The organism is Actinophytocola sp. NPDC049390 (assembly GCF_044466355.1).
Classification (GTDB): Bacteria; Actinomycetota; Actinomycetes; order Mycobacteriales; family Pseudonocardiaceae; genus Actinophytocola.
Genome location: NZ_JBITMQ010000020.1, coordinates 67,251 through 92,306, shown reverse-complemented (window position 1 = coordinate 92,306; position 25,056 = coordinate 67,251). Strand labels below are relative to the sequence as shown.

At 72.6% G+C, this 25,056-nt stretch carries 28 protein-coding genes; 17 read left to right on the top strand and 11 right to left on the bottom strand.

Going from position 1 to position 25,056, the window contains the following annotated elements; translation table 11 throughout:
* Window positions 1-48 precede the first annotated feature (48 nt).
* A complete protein-coding gene (locus tag ACIBVP_RS40530; RefSeq protein WP_396111860.1) occupies window positions 49-858 on the top strand; it encodes an NAD(P)H-binding protein in 810 nt (269 codons plus the stop codon).
* Between the two features lie 45 nt (window positions 859-903).
* Here ACIBVP_RS40530 and ACIBVP_RS40525 read toward each other — a convergent pair whose 3' ends face one another.
* Window positions 904-1,635, bottom strand: a complete 732-nt coding sequence (locus tag ACIBVP_RS40525) for a peptidylprolyl isomerase (protein ID WP_396111859.1) — start codon at window positions 1,633-1,635, stop codon at window positions 904-906.
* A 148-nt stretch (window positions 1,636-1,783) separates the two neighbouring features.
* Here ACIBVP_RS40525 and ACIBVP_RS40520 point away from each other — a divergent pair, with 148 nt between their 5' ends.
* The 3 genes from ACIBVP_RS40520 to ACIBVP_RS40510 are packed head-to-tail and all read left to right on the top strand — an operon-like array spanning window position 1,784 to window position 5,823.
* Entirely contained in the window at window positions 1,784-2,224 is a 441-nt protein-coding gene (locus tag ACIBVP_RS40520) for a hypothetical protein (protein WP_396111858.1), read from the top strand.
* A gap of 15 nt (window positions 2,225-2,239) precedes the next feature.
* A complete protein-coding gene (locus ACIBVP_RS40515; protein ID WP_396111857.1) occupies window positions 2,240-5,377 on the top strand; it encodes an SDR family NAD(P)-dependent oxidoreductase in 3,138 nt (1,045 codons plus the stop codon).
* Window positions 5,374-5,823, top strand: coding sequence for a pyridoxamine 5'-phosphate oxidase family protein (locus ACIBVP_RS40510; protein ID WP_396111856.1), 450 nt, complete (start codon window positions 5,374-5,376; stop codon window positions 5,821-5,823). The genes ACIBVP_RS40515 and ACIBVP_RS40510 overlap by 4 nt, the downstream gene beginning before the upstream one ends.
* 52 nt (window positions 5,824-5,875) lie before the next feature.
* Here ACIBVP_RS40510 and ACIBVP_RS40505 read toward each other — a convergent pair whose 3' ends face one another.
* On the bottom strand, window positions 5,876-6,073 hold the full coding sequence (locus ACIBVP_RS40505; protein WP_396111855.1) for an antitoxin: 198 nt from the start codon (window positions 6,071-6,073) through the stop codon (window positions 5,876-5,878).
* A gap of 149 nt (window positions 6,074-6,222) precedes the next feature.
* Here ACIBVP_RS40505 and ACIBVP_RS40500 point away from each other — a divergent pair, with 149 nt between their 5' ends.
* The 3 genes from ACIBVP_RS40500 to ACIBVP_RS40490 are packed head-to-tail and all read left to right on the top strand — an operon-like array spanning window position 6,223 to window position 7,467.
* Window positions 6,223-6,552 (top strand): ArsR/SmtB family transcription factor, encoded by a 330-nt coding sequence (locus ACIBVP_RS40500; protein WP_396111853.1) that lies wholly within the window; start codon window positions 6,223-6,225, stop codon window positions 6,550-6,552.
* The gene (locus ACIBVP_RS40495) at window positions 6,530-6,943 is read left to right on the top strand and encodes an SRPBCC domain-containing protein (protein WP_396111852.1); all 414 of its coding nucleotides are present in this window, start codon (window positions 6,530-6,532) and stop codon (window positions 6,941-6,943) included. The genes ACIBVP_RS40500 and ACIBVP_RS40495 overlap by 23 nt, the downstream gene beginning before the upstream one ends.
* Before the next feature lie 2 nt (window positions 6,944-6,945).
* The gene (locus ACIBVP_RS40490) at window positions 6,946-7,467 is read left to right on the top strand and encodes a GNAT family N-acetyltransferase (protein WP_396111851.1); all 522 of its coding nucleotides are present in this window, start codon (window positions 6,946-6,948) and stop codon (window positions 7,465-7,467) included.
* Here ACIBVP_RS40490 and ACIBVP_RS40485 read toward each other — a convergent pair.
* Window positions 7,464-8,630 (bottom strand): sensor histidine kinase, encoded by a 1,167-nt coding sequence (locus ACIBVP_RS40485; RefSeq protein ID WP_396111849.1) that lies wholly within the window; start codon window positions 8,628-8,630, stop codon window positions 7,464-7,466. The two genes, ACIBVP_RS40490 and ACIBVP_RS40485, sit on opposite strands and share 4 nt — an antisense overlap.
* Before the next feature lie 100 nt (window positions 8,631-8,730).
* Here ACIBVP_RS40485 and ACIBVP_RS40480 point away from each other — a divergent pair, with 100 nt between their 5' ends.
* From ACIBVP_RS40480 to ACIBVP_RS40470, 3 genes are all read left to right on the top strand, one after another.
* Window positions 8,731-9,468 (top strand): ABC transporter ATP-binding protein, encoded by a 738-nt coding sequence (locus ACIBVP_RS40480; protein ID WP_396111911.1) that lies wholly within the window; start codon window positions 8,731-8,733, stop codon window positions 9,466-9,468.
* Window positions 9,468-11,936 (top strand): FtsX-like permease family protein, encoded by a 2,469-nt coding sequence (locus ACIBVP_RS40475; RefSeq protein ID WP_396111848.1) that lies wholly within the window; start codon window positions 9,468-9,470, stop codon window positions 11,934-11,936. Before ACIBVP_RS40480 ends, ACIBVP_RS40475 begins: the two co-directional genes overlap by 1 nt.
* Window positions 11,937-12,030: 94 nt before the next feature.
* Window positions 12,031-13,209, top strand: a complete 1,179-nt coding sequence (locus ACIBVP_RS40470) for an MFS transporter (protein WP_396111847.1) — start codon at window positions 12,031-12,033, stop codon at window positions 13,207-13,209.
* Between the two features lie 6 nt (window positions 13,210-13,215).
* Here ACIBVP_RS40470 and ACIBVP_RS40465 read toward each other — a convergent pair whose 3' ends face one another.
* A complete protein-coding gene (locus ACIBVP_RS40465; RefSeq protein ID WP_396111846.1) occupies window positions 13,216-13,953 on the bottom strand; it encodes an SDR family NAD(P)-dependent oxidoreductase in 738 nt (245 codons plus the stop codon).
* 17 nt (window positions 13,954-13,970) lie between these two features.
* On the opposite strand from ACIBVP_RS40465, the gene ACIBVP_RS40460 reads away from it, so the two are divergent.
* The 3 genes from ACIBVP_RS40460 to ACIBVP_RS40450 all read left to right on the top strand — a co-directional run bounded on the left by ACIBVP_RS40460 (window position 13,971) and on the right by ACIBVP_RS40450 (window position 16,461).
* On the top strand, window positions 13,971-14,612 hold the full coding sequence (locus tag ACIBVP_RS40460) for a TetR/AcrR family transcriptional regulator (RefSeq protein ID WP_396111845.1): 642 nt from the start codon (window positions 13,971-13,973) through the stop codon (window positions 14,610-14,612).
* 45 nt (window positions 14,613-14,657) lie between these two features.
* On the top strand, window positions 14,658-15,221 hold the full coding sequence (locus ACIBVP_RS40455; protein ID WP_396111844.1) for a hypothetical protein: 564 nt from the start codon (window positions 14,658-14,660) through the stop codon (window positions 15,219-15,221).
* A 79-nt stretch (window positions 15,222-15,300) separates the two neighbouring features.
* On the top strand, window positions 15,301-16,461 hold the full coding sequence (locus ACIBVP_RS40450; protein ID WP_396111843.1) for an erythromycin esterase family protein: 1,161 nt from the start codon (window positions 15,301-15,303) through the stop codon (window positions 16,459-16,461).
* Between the two features lie 52 nt (window positions 16,462-16,513).
* Here the strand turns inward: ACIBVP_RS40450 and ACIBVP_RS40445 are convergent, their stop codons facing one another.
* From ACIBVP_RS40445 to ACIBVP_RS40435, 3 genes are all read right to left on the bottom strand, one after another.
* Window positions 16,514-16,942 (bottom strand): hypothetical protein, encoded by a 429-nt coding sequence (locus ACIBVP_RS40445; RefSeq protein WP_396111841.1) that lies wholly within the window; start codon window positions 16,940-16,942, stop codon window positions 16,514-16,516.
* Window positions 16,943-16,954: 12 nt separating this feature from the next.
* Entirely contained in the window at window positions 16,955-17,890 is a 936-nt protein-coding gene (locus ACIBVP_RS40440) for a DUF6745 domain-containing protein (protein WP_396111840.1), read from the bottom strand.
* 75 nt (window positions 17,891-17,965) lie between these two features.
* Window positions 17,966-18,499 carry a GNAT family N-acetyltransferase gene (locus tag ACIBVP_RS40435; protein WP_396111839.1) on the bottom strand — a complete coding sequence of 178 codons (534 nt, stop codon included), beginning with the start codon at window positions 18,497-18,499 and terminating at the stop codon, window positions 17,966-17,968.
* A gap of 71 nt (window positions 18,500-18,570) precedes the next feature.
* Between ACIBVP_RS40435 and ACIBVP_RS40430 the strand changes: the two genes are divergently transcribed.
* The gene (locus ACIBVP_RS40430; protein WP_396111838.1) at window positions 18,571-19,560 is read left to right on the top strand and encodes an aldo/keto reductase; all 990 of its coding nucleotides are present in this window, start codon (window positions 18,571-18,573) and stop codon (window positions 19,558-19,560) included.
* 119 nt (window positions 19,561-19,679) lie between these two features.
* Here the strand turns inward: ACIBVP_RS40430 and ACIBVP_RS40425 are convergent, their stop codons facing one another.
* On the bottom strand, window positions 19,680-20,576 hold the full coding sequence (locus ACIBVP_RS40425) for a GlxA family transcriptional regulator (RefSeq protein WP_396111837.1): 897 nt from the start codon (window positions 20,574-20,576) through the stop codon (window positions 19,680-19,682).
* Window positions 20,573-21,157: a cysteine hydrolase family protein gene (locus tag ACIBVP_RS40420; RefSeq protein WP_396111835.1), complete on the bottom strand. Its 585-nt coding sequence runs from the start codon at window positions 21,155-21,157 to the stop codon at window positions 20,573-20,575. Before ACIBVP_RS40420 ends, ACIBVP_RS40425 begins: the two co-directional genes overlap by 4 nt.
* Before the next feature lie 83 nt (window positions 21,158-21,240).
* On the opposite strand from ACIBVP_RS40420, the gene ACIBVP_RS40415 reads away from it, so the two are divergent.
* Complete coding sequence (locus ACIBVP_RS40415; RefSeq protein ID WP_396111909.1) at window positions 21,241-22,203, top strand: D-2-hydroxyacid dehydrogenase family protein; 963 nt, start codon at window positions 21,241-21,243, stop codon at window positions 22,201-22,203.
* On the opposite strand, the gene ACIBVP_RS40410 is transcribed toward ACIBVP_RS40415, so the two are convergent.
* Window positions 22,200-23,138 carry an esterase/lipase family protein gene (locus ACIBVP_RS40410; protein WP_396111834.1) on the bottom strand — a complete coding sequence of 313 codons (939 nt, stop codon included), beginning with the start codon at window positions 23,136-23,138 and terminating at the stop codon, window positions 22,200-22,202. The two genes, ACIBVP_RS40415 and ACIBVP_RS40410, sit on opposite strands and share 4 nt — an antisense overlap.
* Before the next feature lie 110 nt (window positions 23,139-23,248).
* Complete coding sequence (locus ACIBVP_RS40405) at window positions 23,249-23,572, bottom strand: hypothetical protein (RefSeq protein ID WP_396111832.1); 324 nt, start codon at window positions 23,570-23,572, stop codon at window positions 23,249-23,251.
* A 49-nt stretch (window positions 23,573-23,621) separates the two neighbouring features.
* Between ACIBVP_RS40405 and ACIBVP_RS40400 the strand changes: the two genes are divergently transcribed.
* Window positions 23,622-24,056, top strand: a complete 435-nt coding sequence (locus ACIBVP_RS40400) for a MarR family winged helix-turn-helix transcriptional regulator (protein ID WP_396111831.1) — start codon at window positions 23,622-23,624, stop codon at window positions 24,054-24,056.
* 384 nt (window positions 24,057-24,440) lie between these two features.
* Window positions 24,441-24,995, top strand: a complete 555-nt coding sequence (locus ACIBVP_RS40395) for an LPXTG cell wall anchor domain-containing protein (RefSeq protein WP_396111830.1) — start codon at window positions 24,441-24,443, stop codon at window positions 24,993-24,995.
* Window positions 24,996-25,056: the final 61 nt, after the last annotated feature.

Below are 25,056 nucleotides of genomic sequence, written 5' to 3'. Positions count from 1 at the left end.
CCAGACCTGTTGACCTCCACATTGCTGGAGGTCATACCGTCGCTGACCATGACGATCCTGGTGACCGGAGCGACCGGCAACGTCGGCAGGCACGTGGTGGCGGGGCTCACCGCCACCGGCGAACCCGTGCGGGCGGTGACTCGCACACCGTCCAAGGTGCCCGAGGGTGTCGAGGTGGCCCGCGGTGACATCGCGGACCTGGGCTCGATGCTCGACGGCGTGGACCGCGTGTTCCTGCTCTGGCCGCACATGACCGCCGACGGGGCGGACGCGGTCGTGTCGGCGCTCGCGTCGCGTGTGTCGCACGTCGTGTTCCTGTCCGCCCGGGGGGTGACGGACGACTCACCGCTGTTCCACGCGCGGATCGAGCGGTTGCTGCGGGACAGCGGCGTCGGCTGGACGTTCCTGCGCGCGGGCGGCTTCGCGACGAACACGCTCGAGTGGGCGCCGCAGGTGCGCACCGGAGTGGTGCGCTGGGTGCACGGCGGCGCGGGGCGGTCGCTGATCCACGAACGGGACATCGCGGACGTGGCCGTCGAGGCGCTGACGTCGTCCGCTCACGCCGGGGCGGCCTACGAGCTGACGGGGCCGGAGACGTTGACGCAGGTGGAGCAGGTGCGGACGCTGGGGGCCGCGGTGGGCCGCGAGGTGCGGTGGGAGGAGATGCCGGTAGCCGAGGCGCGGGAGTCGTTGCTGGCGCAGGGGTGGGACCCGGAGTTCGCGGACAACGGGCTCGCGTACTGGGCGACGCTGGTGGACCGGCCGGAGACGGTGACCGGGGTGGTCGAGGAGATCACGGGGAAGCCCGGGCGTCGGTTCGCGGAGTGGGCCGTGGAGCACGCGGCCGACTTCCGCTGACCGCGCCACCGGTCGGGCGCGCGGCGCCCGACCGGTGGCTCCGGGTCAGCGGCGGACCTTGACCTTCTTCAGGTCGGTGCGCAGCGCCGGGGCCCCGTCGACCGGCGCCGGGTCCTCCGGAGTGGGCAGCACGCCCGCCGCGGCGACCCTGTCCAGGGTTTCCAGGCCGTCGGCGCCCACCGTGCCGAAGATCGTGTAGTTCGGTCGCAGGTAGGCGTTCCCGTACACGAGGAAGAACTGGCTCCCGTTCGTGTCCGGGCCCGCGTTGGCCATCGCGAGGGTGCCGCGTGGGTAGATCCTGCGCTCGCCGGTCGGGTCGTTCGGGGCCGGCGCCAGGTCGACCGGCAGCTCGTCGGCGTACCGGTACCCCGGCCCGCCCTCGCCCGTGCCGCTCGGGTCGCCGCACTGCAGGACCGCCAGCGTCGGGTACGTCGTCAGCCGGTGGCACGTGGTCCGGTCGTAGAAGCGCCACTTCGCCAGGTGCACGAAACTCTGCACGGTGCACGGCGCCGCCTCGCGGTCCAGCGTGAGCGGCAGCGCGCCCTGGTTCGTACGCACGTCCACCCGCACCGTGCCGCGGTCGGGGGTGTGGGCCGGGTCGGGCGGCAGCGGCACCGGGCGCGCCGCGGGCTCGTCGGGGGTCACCGTGTACTGGCACGGGCCGTGGGTGGACCCGTCCGCGGTGGCGGCGGTCGCGGCACCGGTCGGAGCCGTCACCACCAGGCTCGCGGCGGCCACCAGCAGGGCGCCTGCCGCGATCGTGAACTTCCTGACCACTGGTCCTCCTCGTCGCAGGGGCGAGAATTCTAGGCCGCGGCGCACACGGGGCACCAGGGTCGCGTACGCGCCGCTCAAGAGCAGTTGACAAACCGGGCGGTCGGTTTTGTACGCTCCGGTGAACCGTCGAGTTTCCCGGGAGGACACCGTGCCCGCATCGCGACCAGTCTCAGGTGTCCTCGGGCTTCGGCGCTGCGCCGCGACCCGCTGCGGCCGCGCCGCGGGCACCCGCGCCCGCCTGTGCACACCCTGCCGCGACGGCCTCGCCACGCTCCTGACCGACCTGCCCGGGCTGTACACGGCCGTCGAGCACGCGCGCACGCCCGGCACCCCCATGACCCCGCGGATCGCCGAGGCGCGGTCGGCCACGCGCGGGGTGCTCGCCTCGTGGGCGCACGTCGTCGTCGGCGCGCGCGCCGTGCCCCGGCCGGTCCGGTCGGTGGCCGAGCTGGCCGGCTTTCTGCACCGGCACGTCGACTGGCTGAGCGCGCACCCGGCCGTCGCGGAGATCGTCACCGAGATCGGCGGCCTCGCCGCGGGGCTGCGCGACGCCTGCCGCGCCCCGCGCGCGGACGAGCTGGCCGCGTAAGCCCGCGACCGGGCGATGTCCCTCCTGATCGCCGGTGACGAGGACGTCGTCACCGGCAGGCTGACGGGTGCCGTGCCGATCACGGCGACGTTCGACGTGGTCATGGCGGCGGCCCGGCGGCTCGGCGCGGTCGGTGTCGGCACGCTCGAGCAACTGCTGCCGCTGCCCGACGACGCGGAATGGCGGCTGACGGCCGACGCGACCCGCCGCTTCGAGCTGTGCGTGCTGCGTGCGGGCGAGTGGGTGCCGCACGCGACCGGGGAACTGGCGGACGACCCGGTCTGGGACAGCCGCGGCGGGTTCGCGGGCGCCCGGTCCTGGCCCGCGGTCGAACCCGCCGACGTGCTGTGCCGGGACGGGCTCGTGCCCGTGCGCTGGCGAGGAGCGGAGGTACGTCCGGGCGCCGTGCGTGCGCGGGTGGAGTGGGACGGGCGCCGCGCGCGGATGTGGCTCGCCGACGCGGAGGGGACTCCGTCCGGTTATGTGGACGAGGTCGTGGTGGGCCCGCCGGGGCCGGACGTCGTCGCCGAGCACGTTTACCGCGTGGCGTACGAGGAGGTGGCGCCGACGTCGCGTGCCGCCGCGCGGACGGTCGTCGACCTCCGGGGTGCGCGGACCCCGGTGCTCGAGGCGCTGGAAGCCGCGCGCGGGCCGCACGACGAGCTGGTGTTCCTCGTCGACGACTCCCTTGCGTGCGCACCGGTGCGCGGGCTCGCGCGGTCGCTGCGGGCCGAGCGTCCCGATTGGACGGTCCGGCTGGTCGTGGCGGGCGCCGACGCCACCCGCGCCGCGGTCGACACCGCGCTGGACGCGGCGGAGCCGGAGCTGGTCGTGTCCGGCGCGGCGTTCCTCGCGCCGCGGCTCGAACCCGTGACGCTCACCGGCGGCCCCGTGCTGGACCCGGACGGCACCGTGTTGATCACCGGCGGCACCGGCGAGCTGGGCGGTGTCCTCGCCACCCATCTCGTGGTGGCGCACCGGGTCCGGCACCTGGTGCTCGTGTCCCGGCGGGGCACGGACGCGTCGGGGGCGGGTGAGCTGGCGGCGTCGCTGCGCGCGGCCGGCGCGGAGACCGTGCGGGTGGTGGCCGCCGACGTGGCTGACGAGCGTCAGGTGGCGGCGGTACTGGCGACGATCGAGCGGCCGCTCACGGCGGTGCTGCACCTGGCGGGGGTGCTGGACCCGAGGTTCGCGCAGGGCCAGGACGCCACCCGGTTCCGGCGCGTGCTCGCCGCGAAGGTCGACGGCGCTCGGAACCTGCACGAGCTGACACGCGACGAGCCGTTGACGGCGTTCGTGTTGTTCTCTTCGCTGGCGTCGGTGTTCGGCGCGGCGGGACAGAGCAACTACGCGGCGGCGTGCGCGTACCTGGACGCGCTCGCGGCGCACCGGCGGGCGTCCGGCCTGGTCGCGACGAGCGTGTCGTGGGGGCTGTGGGCGCAGTCGGACACGGGGATGGCCGCGCACCTGGGGGCGTGGGAGACGGCGCGGTCGCGGCGGCAGGGGGTCGAACCGCTGACCGTGCGGCAGGGCTGCCGGATCTTCGACGCGGCCATCGCGCAGCCGCTGCCGCACGTGGTCGCGGCCGTGCTGACGCCCGCGTCGACGATGCCCGACGAGCGGGACCGGCTCGCCGCGCTGCGCGAGGAGGAACGGTGGCGGGCGGTGGTGTCGCTGGTGCGGCGGGAGGCGGCGGTCGTGCTCGGGGCGGAGGTGGGGCAGCGGCAGGTGCTGAGCGACGCGGGCGTGGACTCGCTGATGGCGCTGGAGCTACGCACCCGGCTGAGCGCGGCGACCGGGGTGCCGCTGCCCGCCGCGCTGGTGGTGGACCACCCGACGCCGAACGCCATCGCCCGGCTGATCGCGACGCGGTTGTCGTCGGGCGGGAGGTCGGAGGTGCCGGTCGCGGTGCTGGGGGCCGGGGGTGGCGGTTCGCCGGTGGGAGCGACGTGGGCGGCGCTCGAGCGGGCGGGGATCGTGCCGGGCTCGCTGCGCGGGCGACGGGTGGGCGTGTACCTGACGGATGTCAGGTGGGGTGAGCACGGTGTGGGTGCACGGGCCCAGGACGTCGCCGCCTCGCTCGGGTTGCGTGGGCCTGCTGTGACGGTGTGCGGCTCACCGCTCGTGGCTGTGCATCTCGCGCGGGTGGCCGTTCTGCGCGGGGAGTGCGACCTCGCCCTCGCCGGCGGCCCGGACGTGTTCGTCCTGTCCGCTGTGGAGCACGGGCGGGCGGTGCTGACCGAGTCGGTGCTCGACGGTGGCGGGGGTGGGCAGGACGCCGATCTCGCCGACGCCGTGCGCGGGCGGCAGCGGGCCGAGGTGCGCGGGCCGGGGGCACGGGTGACCGTCGAACCGCGACCTCCGCGGCGCACGCCCGTGGTGGCGGGGGCGTTTCCGCTCATCGTGTCCGGGCGGGATCAGCGGGAACTGGCCCGGCACGCCGCGATGTGGGCCGACTGGCTCGACGCCCATCCCGGTGTCCCACTCGCCGGGGTGGCGCGGACCGCCGCCCTGCACCGGACGCACTTCGCCGTGCGGGCCGGGGTTGTCGCACACACCGCCACGGCGGCCGCCGCGGCTCTGCGCGAGCTCGGCTCGGGGACGGTGACCGAAACGCGGTCGCGGCTGGTGTTCGACTGTTCCTTCCATAGTGGACGATGGCCGGGGATGGGGCGGGACCTGTTCGCCACCGCCGCGTTCGCCGACGTCGTCGCCGAGTGTGACGCTGTGTCGCGGCCGCTCACCGGGTGGTCCGTGACCGACGCCGTCATCGGTGACTGGGACCTCGATCTCGAGCGGCCGGATGTCGTACGACCGGTTCTCTTCGCGGTTCAGGCGGGGGTCGCCGCGGCGTTGCGGGAGTGGGGTGTGGAGGCCGACTCGGCGTTCGGGTCCGTGGCCGCCGCCGTCGTCACCGGGCGTGTTCCCCTCGCCGACGGGGCGCGGATGGTCGTGGACGGGGCTCCGGGAGTGTGGGAGAGCGTCTCCGACCGGGACGCGGTCGTGCGGCTGGGGCCCGTGCCGGACGGTGCGGCTGGTCTGATGCGGATCGTGCTCGACGCGTTCGTCCAGGGATATCCCGTCGACTGGGCGCGCGTGCTCCCCGCCGCGGACCTCGTCGACTTGCCGGTCTCGTTATGCTGCGCCGAATGACCGGAGCGGACATCGCGCGTGCGGTTCTCGACACCAACTCGTTCATGACGCTCGCCACCGCGGACGCCGACGGGATCCCGTGGGCGTCGCCCGTCTGGTTCGCGACCGAGGACCACCGCTCGCTGTACTGGGTGTCCTCGCCCGGGTCGCGGCACTCGCGCAACCTCGCGGTGCGGCCGGAGATGTCGGCCGTGGTGTTCGACTCGACCCAGGTGCCCGGCCAGGTGCAGGCCGTGTACATGTCGGCGACGGCCGTCGAGGTGACCGACGTCGAGGACGGGATCGCGGTGTTCTCGCGGGTGTCCGTGCGGAAGGGTCTCGGGGCGTGGGACGCCGCACGGGTGAGCGGTGGCGCCCGGCTGCGGCTGTACCGCGCGACCGTCGACGCGCACTACATCCTGGACCCGGACGCCGCGGTCGACGAGCGGCTCCAGGTCACCCTGTAGGCGACCACGACGACCGGGTCCGGCTCGGTGCCGGCCCGGTCGTCGGACGAGGTCAGTGCTTGCCTGGTCCGCCCGTGTAGCCGTGGACCCTGCGGACCGCGTTGTCGATCTGCGAGTGGTACTTGCCCTTCGTCCGCTTGTCGATGAACTGGCCCGCCTTCGCGGCGACCTTGTTCACCTTGTCCGGGTTGCGGCGGACGTAGGTGCGAGCCGCGGCGGCGGTCCCGGCCAGTGCGGTCAGTCTCCTCATGAGGGGCATGGCGCGTCCTTTCCGTCGTCACGTACCCGGTCAACGGAGTACCCGCCCCGCGGAGTTCCCCAAACGCCCTGCGGCCGGACCGCCGCCGAACATGTCGGAAATCATTGACATGTCGGAGATCTCCGACATATCTTGGGTGCGTGCTGGACGATCGACTGTTCACCGCCATGGCCAACCCGGTGCGGCGGCGGTTGCTGGAGCTGCTGAGGGACGGGTCACGCACCGCCGGTGCGCTGGCCGCCCAGTTCGACCTGTCACGACCAGCGGTGTCCGAGCACCTGCAGGTGCTGCGGCGCGCGGAACTGGTGCGCGAGGAGGTACGTGGCCGGGAACGCCACTACCACCTGACCGCCGAGCCCCTCGCCGCCGTCAGCGACTGGCTGCACCCGTTCGAGCGCTTCTGGCGTGACCGCATGCGCACCCTGTCCCAGATCATGGAGGAAGACGATGAGCGAGACGATTCACGTTGACCAGTTCCTGGCCCAGCCGCCCGCGAAGGTGTGGCGGATGCTCACCGAACCCGACCGGCTGGCCCGCTGGTGGGCCGCGGGCGACATCCGGCCGGAGGTGGGCCACCGGTTCACGCTCGACATGGGCGGGTGGGGGAGCCAGCCGTGCACGGTCACGGAGGTCGAGGACGAGCGGCTGCTGAGCTACACGTTCGGCGAGGGCGACGTGGACTGGACGATCACGTGGCGGCTCGTCGCGGAAGGCACCGGCACACGGCTCTTCCTGGCCCACGGCGGCTTCGACCTCGACGATCCCCGGCACCGGCACGCGTACACGACCATGTCCCGCGGCTGGGCGACGGCGGTACTGCCCCGCCTGGCACGTGAGCTGGAAGAGGTGGCGGCGTCCTGATCGTGTGGCCCCCTGCGCCGATCGGGACCGAGCGGCTCGTGCTCCGCGAGCCCGAGGCACGGGACCGCGCGGCGTTGATCGAGCTGTTCGCCTCACCGGAGGTGGGCGCGTACCTCGGCGGCCCTCGCCCGCGCGACGAACTCGAGCGCACGATCCCCGAGGTACCTCGACGGCGCCCAGGGCGGTTCGTGGTCGACCTCGACGGCGCGATGATCGGCATGGTCACCGTCGATCGGCGCGACCCGGAGCGCCCCGGGCGCGTCGGCCCAGAAGGCGGGGAGGCCGAGCTTGGCTACATGTTCCTGCCGGGCGCGTGGGGCCACGGATACGCCGCCGAGGCGTGCACGGCGGTGCTTGACTGGTTCGCCCACGCGCATCGCGGCGAGCCGGTGGTGCTCTGCACCCAGACCGCCAACGACCGCTCGATGCGTCTCGCGGCGAAGCTGGGGTTCGCCGAGGTGACGCGGTTCGAGGAGTTCGGCGCCGAGCAGTGGTTCGGCGTGTGGTGCCCGGCAGGGCCCTAACCGCCCAGCGGCAGTGTCACCCGTAGGGTCGTCGGGCCGCCGACCGGGCTGTCGAGGGTCATCGTGCCGTCGAACGCGGTGACCCGTCGCCGGATGCCCGCCAGCCCGGTGCCGTGCTCCTCGTCGGCGCCGCCGTGCCCGTCGTCCCACACGTCCAGCAGCAGGTGGTCCGTGGCCGACAGGCGTACCTCGCAGCGGGTGGCGCCGCTGTGCTTGGCGACGTTCGTCAGCGCTTCCGCCACCACGAAGTACGCCGCCGACTCGACCGCCGCGGGGGCCCGCCGCAGGTCGGTCACCGTCAGCGCGCACGGCACGCCACTGCTCGCGATGAGGCCCGCGACCGCACCGTCCAGCCCGCGTTCGGACAGCACCGGCGGGTAGATGCTCCGCACCACCCCGCGCAACCCGGACAGGGCGTCGCTCACCGCGTCCTGTGCCGTCAGCACCATCGGCAGCGCCGCCGCCGGGTCGCGGCGCAGCGCGCGTTCCACGATTCCCAGGTGCATGGCGACCGCCACCAGCTTGTTCTGCGTGCCGTCGTGCAGGTCCCGTTCGATGCGCCGCAGTTCCGCACCGTGGGCCTCCAGCGCGGCGGCACGCGACGCGGTCAGCTCGGCGACCCGCATCGCCAGCCGGGCGCCCGCGGGCGGGGACAACAGTGCCCGCGCCGCCCGGGACTGCAACCGGCCCAGCCACGGCACGAACCACAGCGACAGCAGCGCGTACCCGACCGCGACCAGCGGCATGAACGCCGCGCCCAGCCACGACGTCACCGGGTACGGCGACGTGACCGGGTCGTCCTCGGGCACCGCCCACCAGTAGAACGGCACGAGCACCGCGTTGACCGCCGACGCGGGCAGCGCGAACCCGAGCAGGCCCACGACCGTGCCCGTGAGCCCGTGCACGACCAGCCACGCCACGTCGTTCCTGGCGTCCCACACCCGCTCCGGCGGCGCGGGTTCCGGGATGGGCGCACCCGTGAACGCCGCGACCCGGACGCGTTCGCGCCCCGCCCAGTCGTGCAGCAGGCGCAGGGCGGTCGGGCGCGCCACCAGCAGTGACACCAGCATGAACGGCAGCAGGACGAGCGACACGAGACCGGTGAGCGCGCCCACGAGCAGGTAGCGCACCGTCCCCCAGACCGCCGCGACCCGTTCCCGCATGTCACCAGCATGGGGTACAGCCAGCTGTACCTCGAACCCGGTACCTGGCTGCATCGTGCCTGGGGCCGCGAGTTCGTAGCGTGGCCGCGTGTCCGAAACCATGATCTCCGCGACGACCGCGGTCCGGCTCGCCGACGTGTCCAAAGTGTACGGCCGGGGGGACGCTGCCGTCACCGCGCTCGACCACGTCAGCACCAGCCTCGCCCGCGGCTCGTTCACCGCGGTGATGGGCCCGTCCGGCTCCGGCAAGAGCACGTTCCTGCACTGTGCCGCCGGGCTCGACCGGCCGACTTCGGGCACCGTGTGGCTCGGCGACACCGACCTGTCCCGCCTCAAGGAGGCCGCGCTGACCGCGTTGCGCCGGGAACGGGTCGGGTTCGTGTTCCAGGCCTACAACCTGCTGCCCGCGCTCACCGTCGAGCAGAACATCACGCTCCCGCCGCGGCTCGCGGGCCGCGCCGTCGAGCCGGACTGGCTGCGCGAGGTCGTGACGAGCGTCGGCCTCACCGACCGGCTCACGCACCTGCCGTCCGAGCTGTCCGGCGGCCAGCAGCAGCGGGTCGCGATCGCCCGTGCGCTGGTCACGCGGCCGGACGTGATGTTCGCCGACGAGCCGACCGGTGCGCTCGACACCCGCACCGGCAAGCAGGTGCTCGGCCTGTTGCGCACGGTCGTGTCCCGCTTCGGGCAGACCGTGCTGATGGTGACCCACGACCCGGTCGCGGCCTCCTACGCGGACCGGGTCGTCTTCCTCGCCGACGGACGCCTCGCCGACGAGCTGCACCGGCCGTCGCCCGAGGTGGTCGCCGAACGCATGACGCACCTGGGGGAGTGGTGATGTTCGACCACGCACGCGCGACGATCCGGCACCGCAAGGGTCCGTTCGTCGGCATGTTCGTCGCGGTGCTCGCCGCCGCGGCACTGCTGACCGCGCTCGGGGTGCTGTTCGAGTCGGGCCTGCGGGCCGGGGTGCCGCCGCAGCGGTACGCGGGCGCGCCGGTCGTCGTCGGCGCACCGCAGGCCATCCCGGTCGTGGAGGACATCGACCAGCCCTACAGCGAACGGGTGCCGCTGCCGGTCGACACGGTCGAGAAGGTCGCCGCGGTACCGGGGGTGGCGAAGGCCATCGGTGACATCACGGTGCCCGTCACCGTGGGCGGCGTGCCCGCGGACGCGCACGGGTGGAGTTCCGCCGAGCTGGCGCCGTTCTCCGTGCGGGACGGGGAGAAGCCGCGCACGGACGGCGTGGTGCTGGACGCCGCCCTCGGCGCGCAGGCGAAGGTGGGGGACCGGATCGAGATCGCGGTCGGGGCCGTGCCGAGGACGTTCACCGTCACCGGGATCACCGAGCAGGCCCACCCGCGTGCGGCCGCGTTGTTCTTCACCGACGTGCAGGCCGCCGCGCTGTTCGGCAGGCCGGAACAGGTCGACGCGGTCGGCGTGCTCACCGAACCGGGCGTGGATGCCGACGACCTGGCGGCGCGGATCGCCACCGCCCTGCCGGACGTGGTGACCTACACCGGCGACGAACGCGGGGACGTCGAGTTCCTGGACGTCGGGCAGGTGCGGTCGCAGCTGGTCGTGCTGTCGTTGTCGTTCGCGGGCACCGCCATCATGATCGCGATGCTCGTGGTGGCGAGCACGCTCGCGCTGTCCGTGCGGCAGCGGCGCGGGGAGTTCGCGTTGCTGCGGGCCGTCGCCGCGACACCCCGCCAGGTGCACCGCATGGTCGGCGCCGAGATCCTGCTGGTCGCGGGCAGCGCGGCGGTGCTCGGCACGCTGCCGGGCTACGCGCTGGCCTACGGGCTGCGGTCGGCGTTCGCGGAAGCCGGGATGCTGCCCGGCGACTTCGGTCTGGCGCGGAGCCCCGTGCCGGGTGCGGCCGCGTTCGTGCTGTGTCTCGCCACCGCGCGGATCGCGGGCTGGGTCGCGGCCCGGCCGGTGGCGACGATCCGGCCGGTCGAGGCGCTGCGTGAGTCGGCCGTCGACGCGAAACCGGTGGGGCGGGCCCGGGCGCTCGCCGGGGTGGTGGCGCTCGTGTTGGGGACGGGCGCGGCCGCCGCACCGCTGTTCCTGCCCGGTGAGACGGCGGTCGCCGGTGCCGCCGGCTCGGCGTTGCTGATGGTCGTGGGGATCGCGTTGCTGGGCCCGAAGCTCGTGGCCGCTGCGATCCGGCTGGTCGGTGGCCCGCTGCGGAAGGCGGCGCCGGTCGGCGGGTACCTGGCGGTGGCGAACGTGACCGCGAGCGCGCGGCGGCTCGCCGTCGCGGTGACCCCGCTGGTGCTTGCGGTGACGTTGGCGTCGGTGCAGATCTTCGCGCAGACCACCATCGACGCGGAGGCCGCCGACCAGGCGGACCACGGCGTGGTGGCGGACTTCGTGGTGACCGCGCCGTCCGGGCTCGCCCCCTCGGTCACCGACGAGGTGCGTGCGGCGGACGGCGTCGCCGGGGTGACGCCGGTGGTGCGCAGCCAGGCGTTCGTGAAACACCGCATGGCGGGCACGTGGGAGACCACCCCGTACGCGGCACAGGGCGTCGACCCGGCCGGTCTGGCGCGCACGCTCGACCTCGCGCCCCGCGACGGTGACCTGAACGCGTTGCGGGGCAACACGATCGCACTGTCGACGATGGCCGCCGAGACGGTCGGCGTCGGCATCGGTGACGAGGTCGAGGTGTACCTCGGCGACGGCACCGCCGTGCACCCGAAGGTCGTCGCGACCTACCAGCGCGGCCTCGGCTTCGGCGACCTGACGCTGCCGCACGACGTGCTGGTCGCGCACACCACGAGCAGGCTCGACCAGTCGATCCTCGTGGCCGCGGCGGATCACGCCGCGGCACAACGCTCTCTCGCCGAGATCCCTGGTGTGACCGTGGCCGACCGCGAGGCGCTCGCCGCCGCGGGACAGTCCGAACGGGACGCGAACTCGTGGGTGAGCCTGATCGCGTTGGTGGTGATCCTCGGTTACGTCGCGATCGCCGTGGTGAACACGCTCGTGATGGCGACGGCGGCGCGGTCGCGGGAGTTCGCGTTGCTGCGGCTGGTCGGCACCGGCAAGCGGCAGGTGCGGCGGATGACGGTGATCGAGTCGCTGGTCGTCGTCGCGATCGCCGTGGTCGTCGGGTCGCTGGCCGCGCTGCCGCCGCTGGTGGGGATGAGCCTCGGGACCACTGGGTCGCCGGTCCCGGCGATCGAACCGTTGGTGTTCCTCGGCATCGTCGGTGTCACCGGGTTGCTGGGGCTGCTGGCGATCGGCGTGCCGACCAGGGTCGCGCTGCGTGCGCGGCCGATCACGGCGATCGCCTGACCAGTCGTCCCGTACGTGACCAGTAACACGGTGATCACGTCTGGTCCCCGCCCGCCACCGGAGTTTGACTGAAGGGAAACGACGAGGAGCGGGCATGTCGAACGACGTGGAGCAGGGCGTCCCCACCGCGCTCGGCCCATCGCTGCGGCTGCTGCAGGTCGGCTCGTTCACCTCGCAGTTCGACCGGCTGATGATCGCGCCGATGCTCGTGGTGATCGCGGCCGAGATGCGCGAGTCGGTCGAGGCGGTCAGCGTCGCCGCGGCCGCCTACCTCCTCTGCTACGGGGTCGCGCAGATCTGCTGGGCCATGGTGTCCGACCGGCTGGGGCGGGTGCGGACCATGCGGCTCGCCCTGCTGCTCGCGATGGTCGGCGGGCTCGCGTCCGCCGCCGTGCCCGACATCCTGTGGCTGGTCGTCGCGCGCGGCATCACCGGCGCGTGCATGGCCGCCGCGATCCCCGGGGCACTCGTCTACGTCGGCGACACCGTGCCGGTGCGGGTGCGGCAGGCGCCGCTCACCGACCTCATGACGGCGTCCGCGGTCGGCATGACCATGGCCACCGTCGGCGCCGGGATCATCGCGGACTTCGCCAGCTGGCGCATCGCGTTCGCGGTGACCGCCGTCGTGGCCGGTGTCCTCGTGCTGTTCATGGGCCGCATGGTCGAGCCACCGCTTCCGCCGCCGCCACCGGTGTGGGCGTCGCTCAAGGGCGTGCTCACCAACCGGACCGCGCTGCTCGTGCTGGCGCTCGTGCTCGCCGAAGGCCTGGTGCTGCTCGGCCCGCTGACGTTCCTGCCCGCCGTGGTGCACGCGTCCGGCCTGTCGGTCACGGTGTCGGGTCTGCTCACGGCCGCGTACGGCGCGGCGGTGCTGGTCTTCGCCCGCGTGGTCAAGGGACGGACGCGGAAGATGGCGCCCGCCATGCTGATCCTGACCGGCGGCACGATGGCCGTGCTCGCCTACGTGCTGCTGGTGATCACGCACGCGCCCGCCGCCGTGGTCGCGGGGACCGTGCTGCTCGGCGGCGGGTGGGCGTTCATGCACTCCACCCTGCAGACGTGGGCGACCGACATGTCCCCCGGCTACCGCGCCACGGCCGTGTCACTGTTCGCCACCATGCTGTTCACCGGCAGCGCGATCGGCGCCGCGGTGTTCGGCTCGATGGTCGACGCGGGCCGGTTCACGACCATGTTCGCGATCACCCTCGCCGTCAGCGTCCCGCTCGTGCTCACGGCCACCCTCGGCCGCCGCCGGTACGCGACGAAGGGGTAGCAGCACTCACAGCTCCCGGCCCGTCAGCTCCGCGCACCGCGCGAGGAACGCGTCCTGCAGGTCGGTGTCGTGCACGGCGGGGTTCGTGCGGGACGGCTCCTCGTGGTAGAGGTAGCCGCCGGTGCCGGGGATCTCGCCCAGTGCCAGCCGGACCTGCGTGACGTGCCCCTGCGTCAGGTCGTCCGGTGCGCCCCGGCCGCCCATCCGCGTCGCCACCCACCCGGGGTCGACCGCGTTGACCGGCACGTCCGGCCACCGCCTGGCGAGGCCGAACGCCAGCACGACGTCCCAGAACTTCGACTCGGCGTACGCCTGCGAACCGTTCCAGCGGCGGCGTTCCCAGTTCAGGTCGTCGAGGTCGGGGGCGACACCGAGGTGCATGCCGGAACTGAGGTACACGAGCCGTTCCGGCCGTGGCATGAGCGCGGTCAGCAGGTACGGGGCGAGCACGTTCACCGCGAAGACCTGCGCGAACCCGTCCACCGTGACGACCCGCCGACGCTCCTGGTAGCCGAGCGCGACGTTGTGGACGACCGCGTCGAACGGGCCGAACCGCGCTGCCTGCTCGGCGACCGACGCGATCCCGGCCATGCTGCCGACGTCCCCGACCACGACGTCGGCGATGCCGGGGTCACGATCCGTGGTCCGGGCGTGCAGCACCACGTCGTGGCCCGTCTCGATCAGCGACTGCCCGGCCATCAACCCGAGACCGCCCGAGGAACCCGTGATCAGAATGCGTGCCATGCGGCTATCTTGGCCCCATGACGGACTCACCGACGCGGGACCGGCTGCTGGTGGCGGCAGGTGAACTGCTGACGGAGTCACCCGAGGTGTCGACGCGCGCCATCTGCGAGCGCGCAGGCGTGCAGGCGCCGACGCTGTACCACTACTTCGGCAACAAGCAGGGCCTGCTCGCCGCCGTGGTCGAGACCCGGTTCACCGAACACATGGCGGCGGTGGCACCGGACGGCGACCCGGTGGCCGCGCTGCGCGAGAGCTGGGACCACCACGTCCGGTTCGGCCTCGCGAACCCGAACCACTACGCGCTGACGAGCACGCTCATGCCGGTCGCCGAGAACCTGCTCACCGGGCTTCTCAACGAGATCGCCCGGCACGGCAGGCTCCGGACCGCCCCGGAGGTCGCGGCGCGGCAGCTCGTCGCGGCGAACGTCGGTGCCACGCTGAGCCTGCTCGCGGACGACCAGGACACGGCGTGGTCGGACCAGCTGCGGGACACGCTGGTCGGCGCGGTCGTCACCGACGCGGCACACGCACAGCCCACGGGCGGCCTGTCCGCCATGGCCGTGGGTTTCCTCGCGGCGCTGGACGCCGAACCGGGCGGCTTCACGGCGGGGGAGCGCACGTTGCTGCGCGAGTGGCTGCACCGCGCGGCGGCGGGCTGACCGCACGCAGGACCGGTCCCGGCACGCGCCTGGTGTGCTGACCGCATGGACGAGGTGGCGCGGCTCGCGCGTGCCCTGGTGGACGAGGACGAAACCGTGCGGCTGCGCGGGATCACGGCGCTGGCCCGCTATCCGCGGCACCCGACCGCGGTCGCCGAGCTGATGGAGTCGCTGAAGAACGACCTGCTCGGCGAGCTGTCGATCGTCGCGGCGATCGCGCTCGCCGACATGGCCCGCGTCAACCCGCGCGTGACGGACGCGGTCGCCGCCCGGTACCGCGCGACCGTCGGCAGCGTCGCCCTGTACGGCGGCTACGACCCCACCTTGCGCCTCACCTACTTCTTCGCGATCTCCGGGAACCGGGACTGGTTCCGCGAACCGCGGCCCGCCGACCTGCGTGCGGGCACCGCCGAGTACCGCACGCACATCGCCCGGTACCTGGCCGCCGGACGGGACGCCGACGTCGGTGCCGCGGCCAGGTCGATGGTGTGGTTCGAGGCCCTCGACACCGCGGGCAACAGGCGGATGTTCACGGCGGCGAGGAAGCTGCTACCCGGCTGGAACGCGTGGTTCCGGCCGTTGACCCGCGCCACCAGCCGTCACCCGTGAGTTGAGACTCCGTCCTGGCAGAACGGCCGCCACCGCGAGCAAGTCTCAACGACGAACTTCAACGATACGGTTGAAGCTCATGGACCTTCGTGACGTCGTGACCGCGTCGACCGACCTGCTCGCGTACGGCGAGCCGACCCACCTCGAACCGGCGTTCGGCCGGATCCGCAACGAGCTGTTCGCCGACCTGGCCGAGCACGGCTTCCGGTCGATCGCCCTCGAGACCGACCGGGTGGCCGCGCTCGCCGTGGACGACTTCGTCCGCGAGGGCATCGGCACCCTCGAGAACGTGATGCGCGACGGCTTTTCGCACACCTTCGGCGCCCTCGACACCAACCGGCAGCTGGTGGCGTGGATGCGTGAGTACAACAAGAGCCGCCCGCCCGCCGAGCGGCTCGCGTGCCACGGCTTCGACGCCCCCACCGAGATGACGAGCGCCCCGAGCCCCCGGCGCTACCTCGAACGCGCCCGCGACTACCTGGGCCTCGACACCGACCTCGCGACCCTCGCGGGCGACGACGAGCGGTGGAGCCGCACGGAAGCGGTCATGGACCCGGCCATGTCCGTCGGAGCGACGGCCGACGCCGACCGCCTGCGCGTGCTCGCCGACGACATGCTCACCGTGCTCCACGCCCGTGCGCCGGAACTGATGGCGACGACGTCCCGTGCCGCGTGGGACCGGGCCAGGACCCACCTCACCGCGGGCATCGGCCTGCTGCGGTACCACAGGCAGGCGGCGGAACGCGTCGACGAGGCCACCCGGATATCCCGCCTGTCCGCGGTCCGGGACGTCATCATGGCGCGGAACCTCCTCGACATCAGGCAGTTCGAGGATGGGCGCGGTCCGACGCTGGTGTTCTCACAGAACCGCCACCTGCAGCGGAACCGGAGCCACATGTCCTTCGGCCCCATGGACATCGTGTGGTTCAGCGCGGGTGCGATCGTGGCGTCGCTGCTCGGCGAGCGGTACACGTTCGTCGCGGGCAGCCTGGGCCGCAGCGCCGCCATCGGGCTGGGGGAGCCCGAGGCGGACACGTACGAGGCGGCTCTGCGGCAGCGCGTCGACGGGTGGGGCCTGGTGGCGCCCGCGGGGGTCGCGCCCGCGCGCGTGCGCACGGACACGACCCCGCTCCAGGGCTACTTCCCGCTCGACCGAGAGATCATGGAGTCCGCCGACGCGGTCCTGCACGTGGTGGAGGGCGACCCGGTGCGGGCCACGGCCCCCCGATCACCAGCGTAACGGGCCGCACCGACGGTTCTGGCCGGGTGATCGCGAGTTGTCCACAGCCCGGTCAGTCCGCGACCAGCATCCGGCGGTGCCTGCCCGACTCCTGCTGGCGTCGGACGAGCCACCGGCCGGGTGCCACCCCGCTGCCGCCGTGCTCGGGGTGGATCAGGTACGCGGGCGCGGTGTTCTCGAACATCGCGATCCCCAGGCGCAGCGGGTCGCGGACCGCGCCCGTCCACCGGCAGGTGCGGTCGTCGGCGACGAGGGTGTGCGGGTTGTTGCCCGCCACTCCGCGCACCAGCTCCACCCCGCGCCACGGGACGTACGGCCACGTCGCCCATGACGCGTCGGTGACCGTGGGCACCATGTCGAGTGGCACCACGATGAGGTCGCCCTGTGCCTGCGGGCCGTCGAGGACGGGGACCGTGATCTGCCGGTCAAGGTGGTCGAGGACGTCGAGGTCGTTCTCTGCGAGCAGTTCTGCGAGGTTCATGGTCATCACCTGTCAGGTTCGGCGGAGGAGTCGGCTGTACTGGGCGCCGGTGAGCCCGTAGGTCCACCCGGCGGCGTCGACCGGGTCGTCGAACCACGCGGGCACGCGCAGTCCGTACCTGCGGCGGGTCCCGTCCCGCTCGACCGAGCCGTTGACGGCGAGCAGGAGCCGGGTCGGGCGGCCCCAGCGTTCGTACGGCAGGTCGTAGAGCCGCAGTTCCGCGCCGGGGTTGCCGGGGTCGTGCGCACTGCCGACGAGCCGCAGCGCGGCCTGCTCCACGAACGCGGGCCACCCGATCCGCTCGATCGCGCAGCGGCGCACCTCGACGTTGGTCTCGGCGGCGACACGGTCCACCGAGGGGTCGTCGATCATCCACGACGGCACGCGGGTGCCGTGCCAGGCGTGGACGGTGAACCCGTCGGGGTAGCGGACCGCGGGGCCGTCGGCGGCATGCAGCCGCTCCTCGCCGTCGTCGCCGGGTTCGGTGCACAACACGGTCGGCCGTTCGGCGACCACGCACACCTCCGCGCGTGGCCACCACCAGCCGCACGAGCGGGCGAGCGTCACCCACGGGCTGGGCTCGAAAACCCTTGCCACCCAAGGGATGTCGTGCTGGCCGCGCCAGTGCAGGCCGAGCGGCTGGCCGACGGCGGCGTGGATCATGGCGGTCACGCGGCCGATGCCGGTGTACCCGGCACCGCGTGGCAGCCGTGCGCGCAGGTCGGAGACCAGCGTGGCCATGCGCGACTCGAACGGTTGCGGCCCGTCGGAGAACAACGGTGGTGACGGCGGCACCACTTTCGCGGCGGCCGCGGGGGAACCGACCCAGACGAAGGCCGGTGGTGGGGCGTTCAGTTCGGCGTAGAGCCGGGTGATGGCCGCTTCGGCGGCGGGACGGTCAGCGGGATCGGTGCACAGCGCGTGGTCGAGCCACGCGTCGGCGCTCATGCGCTGTGGGCGTACACGCCCTTTCCGTGAGACATGTGGACCATGGTCGCACAGCCTGTCAACCGGTGCGCCCGCTCATTCGGCGAGATCGCTCGGCCGGATCCGGAAGACCTGCAGGCGCAGGTTGTAGTACTTGTCCGTCTCGCCGACCCACGTCATGCCGATGCGCTTCGCGGTGCCGATGGCGCGCGTGTTGGCGGGCCGGGCGACCGCGAACAGCTCGTCGATCTCCTGGGTGAACGCCCAGGAGACGAGCCCGCGGCCGGCTTCCGAGGCGTAGCCGTGGCCCCAGGCGTCCGGGCGGAGCTGCCAGCTCAGCTCGAGGTCCTCTTTGTACGGTGGCAGCAGCCGGATGCCGAGGCCGCCGACGACCTCGCCGTCCGCGCGGCGCTCGATCGCCCACCGGCCGCGCGGGGACGGCATGTTCTGCTGCGCCTCGATCCAGGCCTGCAGCACCGAACGCATGGCCGCCTCGTCGGCGACCTCCCCCATCGCCGGCGTCAGCCAGCGGATGACCTTCTCCGTGCCGTAGATCGCGAGCGCCGCGGCGGCGTCGTCGAGCCGCCACTCCCGCACCACGAGCCGCTCGGTGGTCAGCTCTTCGCTCATGGGTCCGAGACTACTCAGCACGCCGGCGGTAGCGGTGCTAACGTGAAAGTGTTAGCGATGGAAGGAGTGCTATGACCACCCTCGGCACCACCGGCCCGGCCGTCTCCCGCATCGGCCTGGGCCTGATGGGCATGTCCGACCTCTACGGCCCCGCCGACGACAAGGAGTCGGTGGCGACGATCCACGCCGCCGTAGAGGCGGGAATCACACTTCTCGACACGGGCGACTTCTACGGCATGGGCCACAACGAGCTCCTGCTCCGGGACGCCCTGCGCGGCATCGACCGCGACCGCGTGGTGATCAGCGTGAAGTTCGGCGCCCTGCGCGACCCGGACGGTGGCTGGTCCGGCAACGACACCCGGCCCGCCGCGATCAAGAACTTCGTCGCGTACAGCCTGCGCAGGCTCGGCACCGACCACATCGACGTGTACCGGCCCGCCCGGTTGGACCCGGCCGTGCCGATCGAGGACACGACGGGTGCCCTCGCGGAGCTGGTCGCGGCAGGGCACATCCGGCACATCGGCCTGTCGGAGGTCGGCGCGGACACGCTGCGCCGCGCGTCGGCCGTGCACCCGGTCACCGACCTGCAGATCGAGTACTCGCTGCTGTCGCGGGGGATCGAGGCCGAGATCCTGCCCGCGGCGCGTGAGCTGGGGATCGCGATCACGGCGTACGGGGTGCTGTCGCGCGGGTTGCTGAGCGGGCACTGGAGCGCGTCGCGGTCGTTGGCGCCAGGGGACTTCCGCGGGTTCAGCCCGCGGTTCCAGAGCGGGCACGTCGAACAGAACCTGGTGCTGGTGGAGGCGCTGCGGAAGGTGGCGGACGCGCGCGGGGTGACGGTGGCGCAGGTGGCGATCGCGTGGGTCGCCTCCCGTGGCGAGGACGTCGTGCCGTTGGTGGGCGCGCGGACCCGGGAGCGGCTGGCGGAGTCGTTGGGGGCGCTGGACCTGACACTGTCCGATGAGGACCTGTCGGCCATCGAGGCGGCGGTGCCCGCGGGCGCCGCGTCCGGTGCGCGGTACGCCGAGCCGCAGATGGCGCACCTGGACAGCGAGCGCTGAGCAGGCGCCGCTCATCATGCGGTGCGATGCCCTGGAAGACGCTTTCGGGACGTTCAACGTCGTACGCGGCTTTCGCGGCACTGCGCTGTGGACAACTCGCGGATTTCGTGTGGCTCAAGTCAGCGGGCGCGGAGGCGGCGGAGCATGCGGGCGTCGACGAAGCCGACCGCGCGTGCCGCCGACTCGACGGTCGCGCCGTGGCTGATGAGGTGTTCCGCTCGTTCGAGGCGGAGCAGGTGCTGGTAGCGGAGCGGGGTGAGGCCCGTCGCGCGGCCGAACAGGCGGGTCACCGTGCGGGGGCTGACGCCCGCCGCGTCGGCCAGGTCGGTCAGCGGCAGCTGTCGCGTGAAGCGGGTGTCGATCAGGTCCTGCACCCGGTGGACCGTGTCGTCCACGTGCGAGCGGTGGCGCAGCATCGCGCTCGTCTGCCGCTCGTCGCCGTTGCGGCGGGCGTACACCACCATCGAGCGGGCGACGCGCGCCGCGGTCGCCGGGCCGTGGCGGGTCGCCACCAGGTGCAGTGCCAGGTCGATGCCGCTCGCGATGCCCGCCGACGTCGCCACCCGGTCGTCGACCACGTACAACACGTCGCGCACGACCGTCGCCCTCGGGTGGCGGGCCGACAGTTCGTCCTGCAGGTCGTGATGGGTCGTGCAGCGCCTGCCGTCGAGGAGGCCCGCGCGGCCCAGCGCATCCGCGCCCGCGCACACGCTCACGACCATGCCGCCCGCCGCGTGGTGGGCGGCCAGGCGGTCGAGGGTTGGACGGCTCAGCGCGAACGTCGACGCGAGTGTCGGCGACCGCCAGCCCGGCACGACCACCAGGTCGTCCGCCGACAGCGCTGGCCACTCCGTCGACGCGCGGAACGGCAGGCCCTGCGCGCTCGCCACCTCGGCCTCCTCGGCGACCCAGTGCAGCTCGTAGTCGAGGAGGTCGTTGTGGAACACCTGCGCCGGGCCCGCCAGGTCCAGCAGGTGCACGCCCGGCGCGAGGACGAACACGACTGTTCTGTTCACGATCCGGTCAGCGTACCCGCCAGCTCGGCCACCGTCGTCACCGTCGCGAAGCCCCGGGCCGCGAGGATGAACGCCGTGTGCTCGACGATCTCCGCCGCCTGCTTCGTGCGCGGGTCCGCCAGGTCGTCCGGGGCGTCCGGCGGCGCGGTCGCGAACGACGCGACCGCGTCCACCACGTACGTCATCTCGTAGCCCAGGTCGTAGCCGACGCGCGTCGTCGTCTCCACGCACTGCTCGGCCCGGATGCCGCACACCCGCAGCTCACGCACACCGCGCTGGGTCAGCAGCTGCGCGAGGTTCGTCGTGGTGAACGCGTTGATCGACGTCTTGACCAGCAGCGGCTCGCCGTCGCGGTAGTCCAGCTCCGGCATCAGGCGGACGTGGCCGGAGGCCGGGTCGAACACCCCGCCCGTGCCCGGCTCGCTGTGCAGCACCCACACGACCAGGTCGCCGTCGGCGCGGGCCGCGCGGACGAGGGTGTTCACGTCGTCGGCGATGTCCGGGTTGTTCGTGGTCCGCCACGCCGCCGCCCGCTGCCGGAAGGACTCCTGGACGTCGATCACGATCAGTGCTCTGCTCATGTGTCACAGGCTCGTCGCCCGGCCGCGCGACGGGAAGGCACCATCCCGCCAGGGTGCGGAACGATCTGGTCAGCGATACTCGCCTGGTGACCCTTCGTTGTGCGGTGCTGGACGACTACCAGGGTGTCGTGCTGTCGACGGCCGACTGGGACCGGCTCGCGGGCCGCGTCGACGTGACGGTCTTCCGCGAGCACCTCGGCGGCGAGGACGCGGTGGCCGCCGCGCTCGCGGACTTCGACATCGTCGTGATCATGCGGGAGCGCACCCCGTTCCCCGCGTCGCTCATCGAGCGGCTGCCGAAGCTGCGGCTGCTGGTCACGTCCGGCATGCGCAACGCGTCGGTGGACCTCGCCGCGGCCGCGCGCGCCGGGGTGACCGTGTGCGGCACGGGCAGCGGCAAGGCGTCGACCGTGGAGCTGACGTGGGCGCTGATCCTCGGGCTGGTGCGCAACGTCGCCGTCGAGAACGCCGCGTTCCACGCGGGCGGGCCGTGGCAGAGCACCGTGGGCGCGAACCTCGCCGGCGCCACGCTCGGCCTGGTCGGGCTCGGTCAGATCGGCACGCGCATGGCGGCGGTGGCGCACGCGTTCGGCATGAACGTGCTGGCGTGGAGCCAGAACCTCACCGGAGAACGCGCGTCGGCGGCGGGTGCGGCGCTCGCCGGGTCGCTGCCGGAGCTGATGGCCGCGAGCGACGTCGTGTCGGTGCACGTGGTGCTCAGCGACCGCACCCGCGGGCTGGTCGACGCCGACGCGCTCGCGCACATGAAGCCGGGCGCGTTCTTCGTGAACACGTCCCGCGCGGCCATCGTGGACCAGGGCGCGCTGCTGACCGCGTTGCGCGACAACCGGATCGGCGGCGCGGCACTGGACGTGTTCACCACCGAACCGGTGCCCGCCGACGATCCGTTCCGCGGCCTGCCGAACCTGCTCGCCACCCCGCACCTCGGCTACGTCACCCGCGAGAACTACGCGGAGTACTTCCGGGACACGGTCGAGGACATCGAGGCGTTCCTCGCGGGCACCCCGATCCGCGAACTGTCCTAGACGACCGGCGCGTTGGGCAGACAGGGGGCGGGTGGCGCGGCCGGGTCGAGCGCCTTGCGCACGAAACCCACCGCCCGCCACGAGTACGTCATCGACAGGTGGTCGGACAGGTCGATCGGGCAGCCGTCCTGCAGCGTGATGTTCTTGACGGTCGCGCCGGGGCCCGCGGTGAGGAACGTCGACCGGTACGGCGTCGTCACCTCGTCGTAGCGGGTCGCGATGACCACGTAGGACACGCCCGGCACCGTGTCACCGCCCGCGTTCATCGCCGTCAGGAAGTCGGAGCCGGCCACCTGCTGCTCGGCCGCCCTGCCCAGGATCGGCGGCGTGAACCCCAGCAGCCCCAGCGTCCGCGCGAACGTGCCGATGCCCGACAGCGTCGTGCCGTGGTGGGTGGCGCCCAGTGAGACGAGGGTCGCGACCTTGCCCGCGCCGCCCTCGAACCTCAGGTACTGGCGCGGCATCATGCCGCCCTGGGAGTGGCCGACGATGTCGACCTTGGCTGTCCCGGTGGTCGCGAGCACGCGGTCGACGAAGGTGGCCAGCTCCCTGGCGGAGGTGCGGATGTCGCCGTTGCCCTTGATGAACTCGGGCTGGCTCAGCAGGTTGTCGTCGGTGTCGCCGTAGTTCAGGGCGAACACGCAGTAGCCGTCGCGCTTGAGGGCGGGGGACAGCTGCGCGAAGTTGTTGTACCGGTTCTCCCAGGTGCCGTGGACGAGCACGACCGGTCGCGGGTGCCTCGTGCTCGGGCGGCAGGACCAGTCGTTGGCGCCGGGCGGGTCGAGGTCGGGGTGGGAGATCGAGTAGCCGAACGCCGCGACGAAGCTGTGCAGTTCGGGACCCGGGTCGGCGGCGGCCGGGGTGCCGCCGGTGAACGTCGTGGCGGTGACCGCCATGGTCAAGGCCACTGTGGACAGTACGCGTCGGTGCGTCATGGAGCGATGATGAGTGCTCCCACCGGCCTCGGGAAGGGGAACACGCGAAGGTTGTCATCGCGGCACAGTTTCGAGTGACGGGAACTGTCCACCGATGATGGCGCACGCCTTCACTCGTGGCGGTGCAGGAGTTCGAAGTGTTGCGAGTGCGCGTCGTGGCGGCGCAGCAGCGCCCGGGCCGCAGGTGGGACCACCGAGGCGGTGGCGTCCCGGCCCGCGAACTCCTCGACCGCGCGCCAGTTGTCGAAGGTCATCAACGTCAGGAAGTGACCGCCGTCCGGCGCTTCCTGGTCGATGCGGCGGAGGACCGCCAGGTCGTGCAGGCCGGGGAGGTCGCGGGCCATGATCGCCGGGGCGATCGTGCCGTTCAGCAGGTCCTCGTAGGCCCTGGCGTTGTCGGGCGTCGTCCAGCCGTTCCACGCTCGGATGATCACGGGCACTCCTCATGACAGTGGGCTGTTGGTTTAACAGTATGCTGTCATTATGCACGAGGTGGAGGCCTACCGGCTGTTGATCGCGGACGTCTACGAGCTGGCCGGGTTGTCCCGGCGCACCAGCGAGGAGCTGGCCCGGTCGCTGGGGCAGACCGCGGCGCGGTGGCACGTGTTGAGTGTCCTGTCCGACGGTCCTCGGACGGTGCCGTCCGCCGCGCGACGGCTGGGGTTGGCGCCGCAGAGCGTGCAGCGGGTGGTGGGGGACCTGGTCGACGCCGGGCTGCTGGAGGCGGTGGACAACCCGGACCATGCCCGGTCGCCGTTGATGCGGTTGACCGTGCGGGGGCGCGCGGTGGTCGACGAGCTGTTCGCGCGGTCGCAGGACGATCGCGCCGGTGCCGTCGCGCGGGCGGGGATAACCGCCGACGAACTGCTGGCCGCCCGGGAGGTGGTCCGGAAGCTTGCCGCCGCGTTACGCGGGTGAGTCGGCGGTCGTGTTCGGTGCGCGGGTTTTCGGAGTTTTCAAGATCGGAAAGAAGTAGTCGCGATCTTCATTGTGCGAAATGGACAATCCGGCCCGAGGTGACATGGAGTGAGCCGCGGCTGGTCGCGGATGGCTGAGTGCGAGATCGGGCGAATGGAGTATTGGCTCGGTAGCGCTTTCTGCTGGGGGACCCGGTTAAACGTCACTCGGACGGGTGGATAACCTACGCACCTATTTATGGTCGGCGACTCTCGGTAGTTTCGGAGTTACCGGCTTCCTGTTCGCCTTACGTAGCAGCCGGAGGCATCATTGGCACTCAACTCCACCCCGCGCCGCCGGTACGGCGTCGCGCTCGGTGTCGTTCTCACTACGGTCACGGCCGGCATGATCGGTTTTGTCGGCACGGCCGCCGCGCACACGAACAAGTCCAGCGCCAAGTGTGAGGGTGACACCACGACTCTGACGGTCGACCTGACCGCCTACAACCCCGAGAAGACGAACAGCGTCACGATCACCGATGGTGACACCGTCCTCCACGACGACAAGGACTTCGGTCCCGAGTACAAGGACGTGTTCGAGGTTCCTGGCGACGTCGAGCACGTCTTCACGATCGACGTGAAGGCGGGTGACGACCCCAACGGGACCGAGGGCTGGTCCTTCACCCAGGAGTACAAGATCGCCGCGTGCGTCGAGCAGACGACCCCGCCGTCGTCGGAGACGACCACCCCGCCGGTGGAGACCACCACCGAGGCCCCGGTGCCGACCAGCTCCGAGGCCCCGCCCGCGCCGACCACTCCGCCGACCACCACGACCACCGAGCAGGAAGAGGTGCTGGCCGAGACCGGTGCCAGCGTCGCGCTCCCGCTGGGGATCGCCGGGGTGCTGATCGTCGGGGGCGTCGGTGCGATGTTCTTCGTGCGTCGTCGTAACAAGGCCTGAGCAACACTTTTTTGAGCCACACATGAGCCACTGAGATTTCTGAGCCGCGTGTAGAGGGCGG

Excerpts from the sequence above, each read along its gene's own strand:
- ACIBVP_RS40530 (WP_396111860.1), top strand. The coding sequence starts at position 49 with ATGACGATCCTGGTGACCGGAGCGACCGGCAACGTCGGCAGGCACGTG.
- ACIBVP_RS40515 (WP_396111857.1), top strand. The coding sequence starts at position 2,240 with ATGTCCCTCCTGATCGCCGGTGACGAGGACGTCGTCACCGGCAGGCTG.
- ACIBVP_RS40510 (WP_396111856.1), top strand. The coding sequence starts at position 5,374 with ATGACCGGAGCGGACATCGCGCGTGCGGTTCTCGACACCAACTCGTTC.
- ACIBVP_RS40505 (WP_396111855.1), bottom strand. The coding sequence starts at position 6,073 with ATGAGGAGACTGACCGCACTGGCCGGGACCGCCGCCGCGGCTCGCACC.
- ACIBVP_RS40495 (WP_396111852.1), top strand. The coding sequence starts at position 6,530 with ATGAGCGAGACGATTCACGTTGACCAGTTCCTGGCCCAGCCGCCCGCG.
- ACIBVP_RS40485 (WP_396111849.1), bottom strand. The coding sequence starts at position 8,630 with ATGCGGGAACGGGTCGCGGCGGTCTGGGGGACGGTGCGCTACCTGCTC.
- ACIBVP_RS40480 (WP_396111911.1), top strand. The coding sequence starts at position 8,731 with ATGATCTCCGCGACGACCGCGGTCCGGCTCGCCGACGTGTCCAAAGTG.
- ACIBVP_RS40475 (WP_396111848.1), top strand. The coding sequence starts at position 9,468 with ATGTTCGACCACGCACGCGCGACGATCCGGCACCGCAAGGGTCCGTTC.
- ACIBVP_RS40470 (WP_396111847.1), top strand. The coding sequence starts at position 12,031 with ATGTCGAACGACGTGGAGCAGGGCGTCCCCACCGCGCTCGGCCCATCG.
- ACIBVP_RS40465 (WP_396111846.1), bottom strand. The coding sequence starts at position 13,953 with ATGGCACGCATTCTGATCACGGGTTCCTCGGGCGGTCTCGGGTTGATG.
- ACIBVP_RS40460 (WP_396111845.1), top strand. The coding sequence starts at position 13,971 with ATGACGGACTCACCGACGCGGGACCGGCTGCTGGTGGCGGCAGGTGAA.
- ACIBVP_RS40455 (WP_396111844.1), top strand. The coding sequence starts at position 14,658 with ATGGACGAGGTGGCGCGGCTCGCGCGTGCCCTGGTGGACGAGGACGAA.
- ACIBVP_RS40450 (WP_396111843.1), top strand. The coding sequence starts at position 15,301 with ATGGACCTTCGTGACGTCGTGACCGCGTCGACCGACCTGCTCGCGTAC.
- ACIBVP_RS40445 (WP_396111841.1), bottom strand. The coding sequence starts at position 16,942 with ATGAACCTCGCAGAACTGCTCGCAGAGAACGACCTCGACGTCCTCGAC.
- ACIBVP_RS40440 (WP_396111840.1), bottom strand. The coding sequence starts at position 17,890 with ATGAGCGCCGACGCGTGGCTCGACCACGCGCTGTGCACCGATCCCGCT.
- ACIBVP_RS40435 (WP_396111839.1), bottom strand. The coding sequence starts at position 18,499 with ATGAGCGAAGAGCTGACCACCGAGCGGCTCGTGGTGCGGGAGTGGCGG.
- ACIBVP_RS40430 (WP_396111838.1), top strand. The coding sequence starts at position 18,571 with ATGACCACCCTCGGCACCACCGGCCCGGCCGTCTCCCGCATCGGCCTG.
- ACIBVP_RS40420 (WP_396111835.1), bottom strand. The coding sequence starts at position 21,157 with ATGAGCAGAGCACTGATCGTGATCGACGTCCAGGAGTCCTTCCGGCAG.
- ACIBVP_RS40410 (WP_396111834.1), bottom strand. The coding sequence starts at position 23,138 with ATGACGCACCGACGCGTACTGTCCACAGTGGCCTTGACCATGGCGGTC.
- ACIBVP_RS40400 (WP_396111831.1), top strand. The coding sequence starts at position 23,622 with ATGCACGAGGTGGAGGCCTACCGGCTGTTGATCGCGGACGTCTACGAG.
- ACIBVP_RS40395 (WP_396111830.1), top strand. The coding sequence starts at position 24,441 with ATGATCGGTTTTGTCGGCACGGCCGCCGCGCACACGAACAAGTCCAGC.